General features: G+C 65.7%; 13 protein-coding genes. 5 read left to right on the forward strand and 8 right to left on the reverse strand.

Going from position 1 to position 15520, the window contains the following annotated elements:
- The first annotated feature begins 176 nt into the window (after nucleotides 1-176).
- Complete coding sequence (locus B9N72_RS18665; protein ID WP_085277713.1) at nucleotides 177-377, forward strand: DUF1059 domain-containing protein; 201 nt, start codon at nucleotides 177-179, stop codon at nucleotides 375-377.
- Between the two features lie 303 nt (nucleotides 378-680).
- Here the strand turns inward: B9N72_RS18665 and B9N72_RS18670 are convergent, their stop codons facing one another.
- From B9N72_RS18670 to B9N72_RS18685, 4 genes are all read right to left on the reverse strand, one after another.
- Entirely contained in the window at nucleotides 681-1679 is a 999-nt protein-coding gene (locus tag B9N72_RS18670) for a 2-hydroxyacid dehydrogenase (protein ID WP_085277714.1), read from the reverse strand.
- A gap of 15 nt (nucleotides 1680-1694) precedes the next feature.
- Nucleotides 1695-2978, reverse strand: coding sequence for an MFS transporter (locus B9N72_RS18675; protein WP_085277715.1), 1284 nt, complete (start codon nucleotides 2976-2978; stop codon nucleotides 1695-1697).
- Between the two features lie 80 nt (nucleotides 2979-3058).
- Nucleotides 3059-4762, reverse strand: a complete 1704-nt coding sequence (locus tag B9N72_RS18680; protein ID WP_085277716.1) for a PfkB family carbohydrate kinase — start codon at nucleotides 4760-4762, stop codon at nucleotides 3059-3061.
- A 313-nt stretch (nucleotides 4763-5075) separates the two neighbouring features.
- Nucleotides 5076-6128, reverse strand: a complete 1053-nt coding sequence (locus tag B9N72_RS18685; RefSeq protein ID WP_085277717.1) for a LacI family DNA-binding transcriptional regulator — start codon at nucleotides 6126-6128, stop codon at nucleotides 5076-5078.
- Between B9N72_RS18685 and B9N72_RS20955 the strand changes: the two genes are divergently transcribed.
- On the forward strand, nucleotides 6105-6344 hold the full coding sequence (locus B9N72_RS20955; RefSeq protein ID WP_143477870.1) for a hypothetical protein: 240 nt from the start codon (nucleotides 6105-6107) through the stop codon (nucleotides 6342-6344). The two genes, B9N72_RS18685 and B9N72_RS20955, sit on opposite strands and share 24 nt — an antisense overlap.
- A gap of 38 nt (nucleotides 6345-6382) precedes the next feature.
- Here B9N72_RS20955 and B9N72_RS20960 read toward each other — a convergent pair whose 3' ends face one another.
- The 4 genes from B9N72_RS20960 to hutI form a co-directional block, all read right to left on the reverse strand.
- Entirely contained in the window at nucleotides 6383-6793 is a 411-nt protein-coding gene (locus tag B9N72_RS20960; RefSeq protein ID WP_143477871.1) for a hypothetical protein, read from the reverse strand.
- A gap of 265 nt (nucleotides 6794-7058) precedes the next feature.
- The gene (gene hutH / locus B9N72_RS18690) at nucleotides 7059-8594 is read right to left on the reverse strand and encodes a histidine ammonia-lyase (RefSeq protein ID WP_085277718.1); all 1536 of its coding nucleotides are present in this window, start codon (nucleotides 8592-8594) and stop codon (nucleotides 7059-7061) included.
- Between the two features lie 166 nt (nucleotides 8595-8760).
- Nucleotides 8761-10431, reverse strand: coding sequence for a urocanate hydratase (gene hutU / locus B9N72_RS18695; protein WP_085277719.1), 1671 nt, complete (start codon nucleotides 10429-10431; stop codon nucleotides 8761-8763).
- An 871-nt stretch (nucleotides 10432-11302) separates the two neighbouring features.
- A complete protein-coding gene (gene hutI / locus B9N72_RS18700; protein WP_085277720.1) occupies nucleotides 11303-12550 on the reverse strand; it encodes an imidazolonepropionase in 1248 nt (415 codons plus the stop codon).
- A 587-nt stretch (nucleotides 12551-13137) separates the two neighbouring features.
- Here hutI and B9N72_RS18705 point away from each other — a divergent pair.
- The 3 genes from B9N72_RS18705 (at nucleotide 13138) to B9N72_RS18715 (ending at nucleotide 15481) form a co-directional block, all read left to right on the forward strand.
- Nucleotides 13138-13908: an ABC transporter substrate-binding protein gene (locus B9N72_RS18705; protein ID WP_085277721.1), complete on the forward strand. Its 771-nt coding sequence runs from the start codon at nucleotides 13138-13140 to the stop codon at nucleotides 13906-13908.
- Nucleotides 13909-14081: 173 nt separating this feature from the next.
- Nucleotides 14082-14771, forward strand: a complete 690-nt coding sequence (locus B9N72_RS18710) for an ABC transporter permease (RefSeq protein WP_085277722.1) — start codon at nucleotides 14082-14084, stop codon at nucleotides 14769-14771.
- Nucleotides 14768-15481: an ABC transporter permease gene (locus tag B9N72_RS18715; RefSeq protein WP_008955450.1), complete on the forward strand. Its 714-nt coding sequence runs from the start codon at nucleotides 14768-14770 to the stop codon at nucleotides 15479-15481. The genes B9N72_RS18710 and B9N72_RS18715 overlap by 4 nt, the downstream gene beginning before the upstream one ends.
- The last annotated feature ends 39 nt before the right edge of the window (nucleotides 15482-15520 follow it).

Raw genomic sequence — 15520 nt, forward strand, 5'->3', positions numbered from 1 at the left:
TTATTTACACTATTCGCTTCTTTACGCCCAAAGGCCACCCCGACACGCAGCAGAGGCGGGAGAAGATGGGAAAAGTGCTATAAATCAGGTGCAAACAGGTGAAAATCGATTCGCAGTAGCAGGGGTGTCGCCACCAGGATGGCGCACACGTCCCCAAGGGGACAAAGGAACGGATCATGGCCAGGAAATTCATAGACTGCCGGGAGTATCCGGGTACCCCGCAATGCACCGTGTCGATCGCCGCGGACAGCGAGGACGAGCTGTTGAGCGCCGCGGTGCAGCACGCGGTCGCGGTGCACGGCTACCAGGATAGCCCGCAGCTGCGCGAGCAATTGCGCCAGATGTTCAAGGAAGAACACGCCGAGGTGTCGCACTGAAGCGCCGCCCGGACGGTAGGCAACAAAAACGGCTCCCGCGGGAGCCGTTGTCGTTGGTGTAGCCGGGCCGGCCGTCTCGGGAGAGGCGTCCGTTTCATTAACCTACCGGACTGCCCGCTTGGTTACCGGCAGCAAAAACCGAACCGGCGCCACGCCGACCCTGTTGATGCGAACCGGCGGGCGGCGTGCCGCCAAGGTTTCAGGCCGCCGCCGGTTTGATCGATGCGACGTCGGGGGCCTGCCCGAGACAAGCCCAGACCGCGGCAGGAAACGCCCCCCACCGACAGGCAAGCGTCAAGGTCATCATCTGACTTCCCCCTCGATGGCAAAGGGCCGAGACGGCGGGTTCACCACGGCCCGGGGGCGCTGTCCATTCAGGCCGGCGATCAAATTGTCGACCGCCATCTCGGCCATGGCGAAGCGGGTTTCGTGCGTGGCCGAGCCGATGTGCGGCAGCGCCACCACATTCGGCAACTGCAGCAAGGGCGAATCGGCCGGCAGCGGTTCACGCTCGAACACGTCGAGGCCGGCGCCGTGGATGGCGCCGCTCTTGAGCGCCTGGATCAGCGCGGCCTCGTCCACGATGCGCCCGCGCGAGCCGTTGATGAAGATCGTTTCCGGACGCATGCGCGCGAAGGCGTCGGCGTCGATCAGCTGCTCCGTTTCCGCCGTCAGCGGCAGCACCACGCACACGAAATCGGCGCTGGCATAAAGCTCGTCCAGCTCGACACGGCGTGCGCCGTAGGCCGCTTCCGCCTCCGGCACGGCGTGGCGGCTGTAATAGACCACGTTCATGCCGAAGCCCAGGTTGGCGCGCCGCGCCACCGCCTGGCCGATGCGGCCGAGGCCGATCAGGCCGAGCGTCTTGTGGTGCACGTCCACGCCGAAATGCGCCGGGCCGATGCTGCGCTGCCAGTGGCCGGCCTTGACGAGTTCGGCCAGTTCCACCACGCGCCGCGCCGTGGCCAAGATCAGTGCGAAGACGGTGTCGGCGGTGGTCTCGGTCAGCACGTCCGGCGTGTGGGCGAGCAGGATGCCGCGCCGGGTCAGGTAGTCGACGTCGAAGGTGTCATAGCCGACCGAAATGGTCGAGATGATCTCGAGCTCGCGCGCCGGGTCGAGCAGGGCCGCATCCATCCTGACGCTGGCGCCGATCAGCCCGTGCGCACTGGCGACCGCCTCGGCGAACGCGGCGCGGTTGGCATCGTTCACGCCGTCGAAGGCGGACACCTCGAACCGTTCGGTCAGCCGCGCCAGCAGGGCCGGCGGCAATTTCTTGTAGGCGACTACGCGTTTTTTCATGGCAAGGATTCCATCTCAGGTGTTGGCATGGCGGGCGGTCACTACGATGTCCGGCTGCGGCTCGGGGCGCACCAGCAGGGTGACCAGCGCGGACACGAACAGCGAACCCGCCATGAAGATGTAGGAGGCGTCCGGGCTGCCGGTGGCGCTGTTGAAGTAGCCCACCAGGTAGGAGCCGAGGAAGCCGCCGAGCGCGCCGGTGCTGTTGATCAGCGCCATGGCGCCGCCGGCCACGTTCTTCGGTAGCATTTCCGGCACGATGGCGAAGAACGGCCCGTACGGGGCGTACATCGCGGCGCCGGCGATCACCAACAGGCCATAGGCGAGCCAGAAGTGTGTGCCGCCGACGAGAAAGGAACCGAGGAAGGCGAGCGCGCCGATCAGCAGCGGCGGCCACACGAACAGCTTGCGGTTGCGCAGTTTGTCGGAGAAGTGGGAGACCGTCAGCATGGCCAGCACGGCGGCAAGATACGGCAGCGCGGACAGCCAGCCGGTGGCCACCATGTCGAGCTTGGACGCTTCGCGCAGGATCGACGGCAGCCACAGCACGAAGCCGTACACCCCGATGCTCCAGCAGAAGTACTGCAGGCACAGCAGGATCACCTTGGGCTGGCGGAACGCCTCGCGGTAGTTCTTCACCGCCTTGAGCCCGGCCTGTTCCTGCGCCAGCGCAGCGGCGAGCTCGGTTTTTTCCTGCTCGTCGAGCCAGTCGGCATCGGCCGGACGCTCCTTGGTCGTCAGCGCCCAGACCACGGCCCAGAGCACTGCCGGCAGCCCCTCGATGATGAACATCAGGCGCCAGCCGAACGCGTGCACCAGGTAGCCGGACAGGATCGACATCCACAGCACGGTGACCGGGTTGCCGAGGATCAGCACCGTGTTGGCGCGCGAGCGCTCGCCGCGGGTGAACCAGTTGCTGAGGTAAATCAGCATGGCCGGCATCACCGCGGCCTCGACCGCGCCGAGCAGGAAGCGGATCGCCAGCAGCCAGTAGGCGTTGTGCACCATACCAGTGAGCGTGGCACAGCCGCCCCACAGGATCAGGCTCCAGAAGATCAGTTTCTTGACGTTGCGCTGCTGCGCGTAATACGCCGCCGGAATCTGGAAGAAAAAGTAGCCGAGGAAGAACAGCGCTCCGATCAGCGAGGCCATGCTCTTGCTGATGCTGAGGTCGGTCGACATGTGCGCGGCGGCGGCGAAGCCGTAGTTGGCACGGTCGAGGTAGGCCAGGCTGTAGGTGATGAACACCATGGGCAGGACGAATAACCAGCGGCGGCTGGTGGCGGTACGCGACTCCATTTTTGTCTCCTTTGTATGATTTATGTAGTACTACATGACGGCTCGGGCCGTTTTTCTTGTGTGTTGGAATCTGGTCTGGGTCAGGCGGGGCTGGCCGCCTCGAGCTGGGCACGCGTGGGCAGCCCCTCCATGTCGCCGACCGATTGGATCGCGAAGGCGCCGACCCGATTGCCGCGCGCCACCGCGGCAGCGAGCGGCAGGCCTTCGAGCAGCGCACTCACCACGCCGGCGGCAAAACCGTCGCCGGCGCCGACCGTATCGACCACCTCGTCCACCAAGACCGCGGCGACGTAGCCCTGCTCGGTGGCGCTGCGGTAGTAGGCGCCCTCAGCACCGAGCTTGATCACCACCAGGCGCGCGCCTTGTGCGAGGTAGAAGGCGGCGATGTCCTCCGGGGTGCGACAGCCGGTGAGCAGGCGTCCTTCGGCAATACCGGGCAGCACCCAGTCGGCCTTGGCCGCCAGCGCGTTGATGCGGCGGATCATCTCGGCCTCGGATGGCCACAGGCTCGGGCGCAGGTTGGGGTCGAACGAGATGGTTTTGCCGGCGCTACGCATGAAGTCGAGCGCGTGCTGGGCGAATTGCCAGGTGCCGTCGGATAGCGCCGGTGCCACGCCGGTGCAATGGAAATGGCGCGCGGCAGCGAAATAGGTCGGGTCGAAGTCGGCGCGCGATAGCTGGCTGGCGGCCGAGCCCTTGCGGAAATATTCGACGATCGGGTCGGAACCGTCGACGGCGCGTGACTTGAGCTGAAAGCCGGTCGGGTAGCGCGGGTCGGTGGCGACGCCGCAGCAGTCGATGCCCTCCGTGGCCAGCGTGGCGCGCACGAAGCGGCCGAACGCATCCTGGCCGAGCCGGCTCACCCAGCCCACACGGTAGCCGAGGCGCGCCATGCCGACGCAGAAGTTGGTCTCCGCGCCGGCCAGGCGGCGGCTGAAGTACGTCGCCGCGGCAAGATCACCCGGCTCGTCCGCCACGAACATCGCCATCGCCTCGCCGAAAGTGACCACGTCGAGCGCTTCGACCGTGTTTGGCGCGAGAGGCTCAGCGAGCAGCGCGACATAGCGCACGGTGAGCGCGGCCAGGTCGTCGCCGATCAGCGGGAATTCGATCGCACGCGGGATGTCGGCGCGAAAGTGAGCAAACAGTCGGCGCCAGCCGACATCGCTCTCGGAGAGCGGCACCGCGTGCAGCTTGCCGCCGCGCGCTTCGACGCCCTTGCCGTGGAGATAGTCGACGTAAGGGGCGAGCGCCACGGCCGCCGCCAGCGGGTCGGTGCCGGTCCAGTGCCAGTTGCCGATATCGAAGGTCATGCCGACCGGCACGTCCTCGGCGCGGCAGGCGGTAAAGAAGGCCACGAGCGGCGCCAGCGTGCCGCCGTGGGGGGTCTGGTCGTTTTCCACCAACAGGCGGATCGGGCTGTCCGCCAGGCGCTGCGCGAGCGGGGCGAGATCGGAGACGGCGCCGTAGTGGCCGAGCGGCAGCTTGAGCGTGCTGGCGCCGAGTTCGGCGGCTTCGGCGAGGGCCAGCTCCAGGCTGGCCAGATCGAGCTGGCCGTCCGTGCCGAACAGCTCCAGCGGTGCCGAGTAGACCACGTTCAGCGGCGAGGCGGTCAGCGCGTCGGCGAGCGGGCCGAGTTCCGGCGGGGTCGTGGGAAAGAGCTCGCGCCGAATCTCGATGCCGGCGGCGCCGGCCGCAGCGGCGAGCGCGATGAAATGCTGTTGGCCGTGCGTCTGCACCAGGCTTGCGCCGTAGGCGGACGTCACCACGTTGACTGCGTGCATATGGGTTTTCCTCTTGCGCATTCGACCGTCTCGGACCGATTTATGGAACCGGTTCCATAAACAGCGAAAAAACATGGCGCGCCGGGGGCGAGCCATCGTTTTTGTAAGTTTGTTGCGGCGAATATAGCACCGGCGCTGCGTCATGCAACAAGAAAATTAGCGAGAAGGCCAATGCAGGACAAATTGTGTTGCGCGTGATACACGCCATCATCACGGATAAATGGACTCGGTTCCATAACACCAGGAGGCGGCCGCGACGGGGGGCGGGGTCATCGATGGGGACAGGAGGGGCGAGACGGAAAGTGCGCCGGGTTCAGGCGCTGGTGGAGCCGCGCACGATCAGCGTGCCGGGCAGCAGCAGCTCGTGGTGGTCGTGGTCGGGCGTGGCGATGCGTTGGAGCAGGCGCGTGGCGGCCTGAAACCCGATCTCGTCGGTCGGTTGCGCCAGCGTGCTGATGCCGGGCTCGACCAGCTTGGACCATGAGAGCTCATCAAAACCGAGCAGGCCGACCTGCTGCGGCACCGTGAGGCCGAGCCGGCGCAGTGCCAGCACCAGTTGCAGCGTGACGACGCCGCTGGCAGCCAGCAGGGCCTTGCGCTGGGAGCCCGCGCGCGACATGAAGGCGGCAAGCGCATGGTCGAGCGCCGCTTCGTCGTCCAATGCGGCCAATTCGAGCGTTTCGCCGCGGCAGTCCGGCCGCGCTGCCAGCGTTTCCAGAAAGGCGGTATGGCGTTCCTCGCGCGAGCTGACCGCGCGGATCGGCTGCGTCACGTACAGGATGTCAGCAAAGCCGCGCTCGATCAGATGCAAGGTGGCGGCGCGGCAGGCCTGGCGGTTGTTGAGGCCGACCAGGTCCACCTCGATGCCGGACACGCGCCGGTCCACCAGCACCACCGGCAGGTTCGATTCCAGCAGGTCGTACATGAAGCGGCTCGGGCGCCCCTGCGAGTGCACGATCAGCCCTTCGACGTCGTACGAACGCAGCATGGAGAGCGCCTGCTTCTCGCGCGCTTCGTCGTTGCCGGTGTTGCACAGCATCAGCGTGTAGCCATGCTGCTGGCACACCGCTTCCGCGCCGTGCAGGATGGCCACCGAGTAGGGGTTCATCACGTCGGCCACCACCAGGCCGATCAGGCGCGTGCGGCCGCCCTTGAGCCCGCGCGCCATCTGGCTCGGGCGGTAACCGAGGCGCGCGATCGAGGCCTCGATGCGCTGGCGGATGTCGTCCGACAGCACCTTGAACTCGCCGGACAGATAGCGCGACACGCTGGTCTTGGAGACCCCGGCGTCGCGCGCCACGTCCATGATGGTGGCGCGGGAGTCGCGAAGGGATCCATTGCGATGATGCTGGTCGGCGCTTTTCATGCGGTGGTTTGGTGGGATCGGGAGGGCTTTTGGAAATGGATTCGGGAAGCAAAAATCACAAATGATTTTAAGATGGCCTTCGCCAATCCGGCAAGCACCGTCGCCGCTGATAGAAATGCCGTGCATTTTTTCATCATTATTCTGCAACGATGGCGATGCCTGGCGAAATCAGGTTTGAAGGAAATGCAATATGGCGACAGGGGGTTTCTTCAATGACGTCCCGACGGTGTATTTTCTCGATGAATTGGGGTAATTCAGGTAATCCAGTGCGGCTTCCAAACGATTGGTTTTTTTCCTGCCGGCGATTCACTCGGTGCGTGCATGGTAAAGGGCTTGTGTTCTGATTTAGCCTGTTGCGGTGCGCTCCATGCGCTGGCGCGGGCGCAACGATGAGCTATGACAGGTATTGCCGGCGTATTGCCTGGCACGGCCAGCGCGGCCGGACTGCTGATAACCGTCTGATTGATGTCACACCACTCGCCAAATCCATGGGCAAGCGCTGAAATCCCCGCGTGAAATTGAACACGGCTGCACCCCGCCGCCTGAACGAGGCTTGCGGGTGCGGATTGATTCGACGCGCCAATTAATCCGGATAGATCATCGCCGTCCGGCTTTCCGCATTCTCGAAACATCGATGCTTTTACTCCCAGCGCGATGGAAACCAATCCGTTGACCGCGGCAGGAGCAATAAGCCATTCAATTCCATCAGGACCCGGTCGCGGCTTACGGCAAGTCAGGTACGCGCGGCAGAACGATTTTGAAGGGCTTTTTGGCTTGTTCGACGGTCATTATTCCTTCCGATTTTACGGCTGGCTTAATGGCAGCCTGGACCTGCTGGGTGCCTGAATCGGCGCCCCAACAAAAAAATGGCCCCTTGCGGGGCCATGTAACGAACCAGACGGTCCAGACAGGAATGAGATCAAAGACGACTTACAGCGACGGCAGCAGCCCGTCGATGGCGAAGCGGTTGTAGTCGGCACGCTGGATCAGCGCGGCGGCCTTCTGGATGTCCGGCGCGAAGTAGCGGTCCTTGTCGTAGAACGGCACTTCGGCGCGCAGCAGGGCCTTGGCGGATTCCAGCTGCTCCGCGGCCTTGTTCGGCGCGCGGAAGTCCACGCCCTGGCAGGCAGCCAGCAGTTCCACGGCCAGGATACCGGCGGTGTTGTCGGCCATGTCACGCAGGCGGCGGCCGGCGAAGGTGGCCATCGAAACGTGGTCTTCCTGGTTGGCCGAGGTCGGCAGGCTGTCGACCGAGGCCGGGTGGGCCAGCGACTTGTTTTCGCTGGCCAGCGCGGCGGAAGTCACCTGGGCGATCATGAAGCCGGAGTTCACCCCGCCGTTGTTGACGAGGAACGGCGGCAGCTTGGACAGGTTGCTGTCGATCAGCAGTGCCATGCGGCGTTCGGACAGCGAGCCGATCTCGGCGATGGCCAGCGCCAGGTTGTCGGCGGCGAAGGCCACCGGCTCGGCGTGGAAGTTGCCGCCGGAGATGATGTCGTTGTCGTCGGCGAACACCAGCGGGTTGTCGGAGACGGCGTTGGCTTCGGTCAGCAGCACTTCGGAGGCCTGGCGGATCTGGGTCAGGCAGGCGCCCATCACTTGCGGCTGGCAGCGCAGGGAGTACGGGTCCTGCACCTTGCCGCAGTTCTCGTGCGAGTGGGAGATGTCGGAGCTGTCACCCAGCAGCGCGCGGTATTGTGCGGCGGCGTCGATCTGGCCCTTGTGGCCGCGCACCTGGTGGATACGGTCGTCGAACGGACGGCGGCTGCCCTGAGCGGCTTCCACCGACATGGCACCGGCCACGGAGGCGGCGACGTACAGGTCTTCGGCGGCGAACATGCCTTCCAGCGCGAAGGCAGTCGATGCCTGGGTGCCGTTCAGGAGGGCCAGGCCTTCTTTCGGGGCCAGGGTGATCGGCTCGAGGCCGGCGGCATGCATGGCTTCGCGACCGTGCACGCGCTTGCCGTCGACAAAGGCTTCGCCTTCACCGATCAGCACGGCGCTCATGTGCGACAGCGGAGCCAGGTCGCCGGAAGCGCCGACCGAGCCCTTCTGCGGGATCACCGGGTAGATGCCCTTGTTGAACAGGGTGATCATCGCTTCCAGCACCAAGCGGCGGATGCCGGAGAAGCCGCGCGCCAGCGAGTTGATCTTGAGCGCCATCACCAGGCGCACGGTGCTGTCCTTCATCGGCTCGCCGATGCCGGCGGCGTGCGACAGCACGATGGAGCGCTGCAGCAGTTCCAGCTCTTCCGGGGCGATCTTGGTGTTGGCCAGCAAGCCGAAACCGGTGTTGATGCCGTACACGGTGCGGTTCTCGGCCAGCACGCGCGCCACGGTGGCGGCGGAGGCGTCGATGGCAGCGTGGGCGGCCGGGTCCAGCGCCAGCTGCACGGAGGCGTCGCGGGCGATCAGGCGCAGTTGGGCCAGCGTCAGCTTGCCCGGGGTGATGGTAATGGTGGTCATGGGTATTTCCTTGGTAGTCCGTAGGGCGGAAGCCCCGTTGGGGCGTTCCGCCACGCAGTCTGGTAGGGCGGCCGACGTTGGCCGTAGGCCACGGATGGCGGATCGCCCCTCACTCCCTCGCGACGCTTCGCTTGCCTCGCTCGGTCAGGGCATCCGCCCTACACATTTACTTCAGCATCGGCAGATCGAGGCCCTGCGCCTTGGCGCAGTTCTTGGCGATGTCGTAGCCGGCGTCGGCGTGGCGCATTACACCAGTACCCGGGTCGTTGCGCAGCACGCGGCCGACGCGCTTGGCGGCTTCGTCGGTGCCGTCGCACACGATCACCACACCGGAGTGCTGGCTGAAGCCCATGCCCACGCCGCCGCCGTGGTGCAGCGATACCCAGGTGGCGCCGCCGGCGGTGTTCAGGAGGGCGTTGAGCAGCGGCCAGTCGGATACTGCATCAGACCCGTCCAGCATGCTTTCGGTTTCACGGTTCGGCGAAGCTACCGAGCCGGAATCGAGGTGGTCGCGGCCGATCACGATCGGGGCCTTGAGCTCGCCGTTCTTCACCATTTCGTTGAAGGCGAGGCCGAGGCGGGCGCGGTCCTTCAGGCCAACCCAGCAGATACGCGCCGGCAGACCCTGGAAGCTGATGCGCTCACGCGCCATGTCGAGCCAGTTGTGCAGGTGCGGATCGTCCGGGATCAGTTCCTTGACCTTCTGGTCGGTCTTGTAGATGTCTTCCGGATCGCCGGACAGCGCCACCCAACGGAACGGGCCGGTGCCCTCGCAGAACAGCGGACGGACGTAGGCCGGCACGAAGCCCGGGAAGTCGAAGGCGTTCTCGACGCCCATTTCCAGCGCCATCTGGCGGATGTTGTTGCCGTAGTCCAGCGTGGCGGCACCGCGGCTTTGCAGCGTCAGCATCGCCTGCACCTGCTTGGCCATGGTCTGCTTGGCCGGCAGCACGATCGATTGCGGGTCGTTCTGACGCGCGGCACGCCACTGCTCCATGGTCCAGCCTTGCGGCAGGTAGCCGTTGACCGGGTCGTGGGCGGAAGTCTGGTCAGTCACCACGTCCGGGGTGATGCCACGGGCGACGAGCTCGGCGAACACGTCGGCGGCGTTGCCCAGCAGGCCCACGGACACGGCCTTGCCGGACTGTTTGGCGTCTTCAACGATGGCCAGCGCCTCGTCCAGCGTGGTGGCCTTGCGGTCAACGTAGCGGGTCTTGAGGCGGAAGTCGATGCGGGTTTCGTCGCATTCGACGGCGATCATGCTGAAGCCGGCCATGGTGGAGGCCAGCGGCTGCGCGCCACCCATGCCACCGAGACCGCCGGTCAGAATCCAGCGGCCTTTCGGGTTGTTGTCGAAGTGCTGCTTGGCCACCGAGAAGAAGGTCTCATAGGTGCCCTGCACGATGCCCTGCGAGCCGATGTAGATCCACGAGCCGGCGGTCATCTGACCGTACATCATCAGGCCCTTCTTATCCAGCTCGTTGAAGTGGTCCCAGTTGGCCCAGTGCGGCACCAGGTTGGAGTTGGCGATCAGCACGCGCGGGGCGTCGGCGTGGGTCTTGAACACGCCCACCGGCTTGCCGGACTGCACCAGCAGGGTTTCGTCGTCTTCCAGACGCTGCAGCACTTCCAGAATCTTGTCGTAGCACTCCCAGTTGCGCGCCGCACGACCGATACCACCGTACACCACCAGGCTTTGCGGATGCTCGGCCACTTCCGGGTCGAGGTTGTTCTGGATCATGCGGTAGGCGGCTTCGGTGAGCCAGCTCTTGCAGGTCTTTTCGCTGCCGCGGGGGGCGTGGATGACACGGGAAGCATCAAAGCGCGGGTCAGTCATGGTGGGGACTCCTCCTAGTGGCCTGTTAGGGCGTGTTTACAGTCGTTTTATCCGCTGCGCTGACTCGACAAAGGGTCAGATGCCAGGCGGAAGGTGCAGGCCTTGGTGGTTCCAAGGCCCAACCTGACAACGCCGCAGATGGCCTTTTGTCGAGCCAGCCCTGCGGGGCCGGACGTTGCCGGCGCATCGCGGCATTGCTCGTCCCTGGCAGTGAATGACACTGCGGCGGAACTCGCGCTTTGCGCTGCATCCGGCAACGTTCGGCCGCAGCGATAAAACGACTGTAAACACGCCCTGAGGCAGGCGCGGTATGAAACGGGTCGGTGCCCATCGCAGGTGGAGCCGGTTCCGGCTTCCGCTGGAGCAGTCTTTCGCTGCGCCAGGCCGATCCTGCGATCGGCAAATGTCTATACAAGTGAACCCAGTGTAGCGAGATCATATTGTCTATACAAGTGGAAAATCGCGATTTCGGCGAAAAATGTTGCCGGAACCCGACAGCCCTCGTCGCCATCTGCCGCCAAGCCAGGCGTGGCGCGGGTTACGGTGTGTCGTGGCAAGGCGCCGGCACGGCGTATCGAGGCGGGAAAAGGGACAACAGCGACGCCTCACGAGGCGGGAAACATGTGGTTGGGTCGCGGTTCAGCTGCGTAGAGAGGAGTGAAAGGCGGCACGGAAACTGGAAGGGATGGCAAGGCCGGGGATGGGGACGATTGGGTGAGGGGGTAGCGCACTGCGCGGCGTGGCGACGGTGGCCGCCGGGGGCCTGCCCCGGTAGGGCGGAAGCCCCTACGGGGCGTTCCGCCGCACACGCCATCTCGGCTGATCGGCGCCTCGGCAAGCCATGGCGGAACGCCCCGAAGGGGCTTCCGCCCTACTCGTTCGACTCGTGCTGGATCACGCCGCGGAACACGCGCAGTTGCAGCGGGTTGGTGCCGAGGCCGTAGACGATCTCGGCCGGGTGTTCGATGTCCCACAGCAGCAGGTCGGCGACGCAGCCTTCGGCCAACCTGCCGTGCGTCGCGCCCCGCCCCAGCGCCTGCGCGGCGTGGCGGGTGGCGCCGGCGAGCGCCTCTTCCGGGGTCAGGCCGAACAGCACGCAGGCCTGGTTCAGCGCCAGCCGCAGCGAGGCGAACGGGCTGGTGCCGGGGTTGAGGTCGGTGGACACCGCCATCGGCACGCCGGCGGCGCGCAGCCTGGCCACCGGCGGCTGCTGCGTCTCGCGCAGGAAGTAGTAAGCACCCGGCAGCAGCACCGCCACGGTGCCGGCGGCCTTGAGCGCGTCCACCCCGGCATCGTCGAGGTATTCGATGTGGTCGGCGGACAGCCCGTGGTATTCCGCCACCAGCGCCGCGCCGTGCAGGTTGGAGAGCTGCTCGACGTGGCCCTTCACCTTGAGGCCGTGCTGCCGCGCGGCGTCGAACACGCGCCGGGCCTGCGCCGGGCTGAAGCCGACGCCCTCGCAGAACACGTCGACCGCTTCGGCCAACCCTTGCCGTGCCGCCGCCGGCAGGATCACGTTCACCACGTGCTCGATATAGCCGTCGGCGTCGCCGGCGAACTCCGGCGGCACGGCGTGCGCCGCCAGCAGGGTCGGCGCCACCTCGACCGGCAGCCCCGCCGCCAACCGGCGCGCCGCCCCGAGCTGCTTCAGCTCGTCCTCCAGCGTCAGGCCGTAACCCGACTTGATCTCGACCGTGGTCACCCCCTCCCGCATCAGCGCCTTCAGGCGCGGCAGGCTCAAATCCGCCAGCGCCTCCTCGTCCAGCGCGCGCGTGGCGCGCACCGTGGAGACGATGCCGCCGCCCTCGGCGGCGATCTGCTGGTAGGGCACGCCGGTGAGGCGCTTTTCCCACTCGGCGGCGCGGTTGCCGCCGTACACCAGGTGGGTGTGGCAGTCGATCAACCCCGGCGTCAGCCAGCGCCCCGCGCCGTCGATCACCTCGCCGGCAAAGGCAGCCAGGTCGATCCCGGCCTGCGGCACGATGGCGGCGATGCGGCCGTCGCGCACCAACAGGGCGTGCGCCTCCAGCGCGCCATAGGGCGCCGCGTGTTGCGGGTCGAGGGTGGCCAGGCGGACGTTGATCCACAGGCTGTCACCGTACAGAGGGGTGCGGGTCATGGTGAAAGGCTCCGATAGTTGTATATACATTCAACCACAGCAGTGCCTCATGTCAAGTTCCATAAGGTCGACGGACCCCGCTGGCGGCAGCGCCCCATGCCGCTCTTCCCAAGCGCCGTGGACCTGGCGGTGGCGATCAAAACTATGTCTATACAATATTTAGCTACCCTGGCGCTGGCACCCGGCCGCTCTGTCGTAGATAAGCCACAAATGGACGCGTGATTTTCACCGCCGCGACAGGCACAGCGGAGTCACCCACGCCGAACCATGGCGAAAAATAAACTAAATAGCTGATACACAAAAGAAATACAGCAATTAACAGCGATGCCGTATGAATTTTTCGCTCATCTTCAGGCTGGCGCCAACGGTAATCAGTGCGCATTTCGCCCCCGCCTTGAGCGTTGCCGCCGTAAAAAAGCGATTGCACCGCGCCCGCTTCGCTCTTAGATTTGTCTATACATCTGACCGATCCAACGCAAGAGTGGCGGCATGATGGCCCGCCGCGCGGCACGCGCCGGATGGCCTTATCCCGGCCCAGGCCGCCCGCCTGAGCCCATTGCACTCAGCTGTCTACGGAGACATAGCCCATGAAGAAACTCACCCTCGCCGTTTGCCTCGCCCTGGCCTCCAGCGGCGTGTTCGCCAAGGACTGGAAGGTCATCCGCTTCGGCGTCGACGCCAGTTACGCCCCGTTCGAATCGAAGGCCGCCGACGGCAAGCTGGTCGGCTTCGACGTCGACCTGGGCAACGCCATCTGCGAGAAACTGAAAGCCAAATGCGTGTGGGTCGAGAACGACTTCGACGGCATGATCCCGGCGCTCAAGGCCAAGAAGTTCGACGGCATCCTGTCGGCGCTGTCGGTGACTGAGAAACGCGCCGAGCAGATCGCCTTCTCCGACAAGATGTACAACTCGCCGGTGCGCATGATCGCCAAGAAGGGCGCGCCGCTGCAGCCGACCCCGGAATCGCTGCGCGGCAAGCGCATCGGCGTCGAGCAGGGCTCGACCCAGGAAGCCTACGCCAAGGCGCACTGGGAGCCCAAGGGCGTGAACGTGGTGCCGTACCAGAACCAGGACCTGGTGCTGTCCGACCTGGTGTCGGGCCGCCTCGACGCTTCGCTGCAGGACGCGGTGCAGGCCGACGTCGGCTTCCTGAGAACCGCGCGCGGCAACGGCTTCGCCTTCGCCGGGCCGGAAGTGAACGACGCCAAGATCCTCGGCACCGGCACCGCGATCGGCATGCGCAAGGACGATGCCGACCTGCGCCAGCAGATCAACCAGGCACTTGCCGCGATCCACCAGGACGGCACCTACCAGCGCCTGGCCAAGAAGTACTTCTCCTTCGACATCTATCACTGAGCGGTTCCAAGCGGCTGCCGGTGCGGCCCCGCTCCACACGGGCGGGGCCGATCGACCCGGGCAGGGGCGCCATCGCGCCCGTGCCCGGGGTCGTGCCATTGCGGCGTGACGAAAACCACGGCGGATGGGCGGCTGCGGCCGCGCCATCGGTAACCCAAGTTAAGGAGTAAGCTATGCTGCTGCAAGGCTTTGGCCCGCTGATTGCGAGCGGCACCTGGATGACGATCAAGCTGGCGCTGTTGTCGATGCTGGCGTCGGTGCTGATCGGACTCATCGGCGCCAGTTCCAAGTTGTCCGGCAGCCGCCTGTTGCGCGGCCTTGCCACCGGCTACACCACGCTGATCCGCAGCGTGCCCGACCTGGTCATCATGCTGCTGCTGTTCTACAGCCTGCAGATGCTGCTCAACCAGGCCACCGAGTGGGCCGGCGTCGAGCAGATCGACATCGATCCCTTCCTCGCCGGGGTGGTGACGCTGGGCTTCATCTACGGCGCCTATTTCACCGAGACCTTCCGTGGCGCCTTCCAGGCCGTGCCGCGCGGCCAGCTCGAGGCCGCCTCCGCCTACGGCATGAAGCCGTGGCAGGTGTTCCGCCGCGTGCTGTTCCCGCAGATGATGCGCTTCGCGCTGCCGGGCATCGGCAACAACTGGCAGGTGATGATCAAGGCCACCGCCCTGGTGTCCATCATCGGACTGGCCGACATCGTCAAGGCGACCCAGGACGCCGGCAAGAGCTCGATGAAACTGTTCTACTTCAGCATCGTAGGCGGGCTGATCTACCTCGCCATCACCACGGTATCGAACGGCGCCCTGCTCTGGCTGGAGCGCCGCTACTCGGTCGGCGTCAGAAAGGCCGCGCTATGAACGAGATCCTGCAGCAATACTGGCAAGCCTATCTGTGGAGCGACGGCTACCACCTGTCCGGCGTCGCCATGACCCTGTGGCTGCTGGTGGCCTCGATCGGCATCGGCTTCGTGCTGGCGGTGCCGCTGGCGGTGGCGCGCGTGTCGCCCAACCCGCTGATCCGCGGCCCGGTGTGGTTCTACACCTACGTGTTCCGCGGCACGCCGCTCTACATCCAGCTCCTGGTGTTCTACACCGGCATCTACAGCATCGAGTCGGTGCGCGCCCAGCCGCTGCTGGACGCCTTCTTCCGCGAAGGCATCAACTGCACGCTGCTGGCGTTCGCGCTCAACACCTGCGCCTACACCGTGGAAATCTTCGCCGGCGCGATCCGCGCCACGCCGTACGGCGAGATCGAGGCGGCGCGCGCCTACGGCATGTCGAGCTTCACGCTGTACCGCCGCGTCATCCTGCCCTCGGCGCTGCGCCGCGCGCTGCCGTACTACAGCAACGAGGTGATCCTGATGCTGCATTCCACCACGCTGGCGTTCACCGCCACGGTGCCGGACATCCTCAAAGTGGCGCGCGACGTCAACTCCGCCACCTACGCCTCGTTCGAGGCCTTCGGCATCGCCGGCGCGCTGTACGCCGTGATCGTGTTCGCGCTGGTCTGGCTGTTCCGCCGCGGCGAGCAGCGCTGGCTCGCCTTCCTCAAGCCGCAGGCGCATTGATTCGCCGTATTGGGAGAGATTGAAATGTACAAACTGACC

The sequence above is a fragment of the Pseudogulbenkiania subflava DSM 22618 genome (assembly GCF_900177275.1).
Taxonomy (GTDB): Bacteria; Pseudomonadota; Gammaproteobacteria; order Burkholderiales; family Chromobacteriaceae; genus Pseudogulbenkiania; species Pseudogulbenkiania subflava.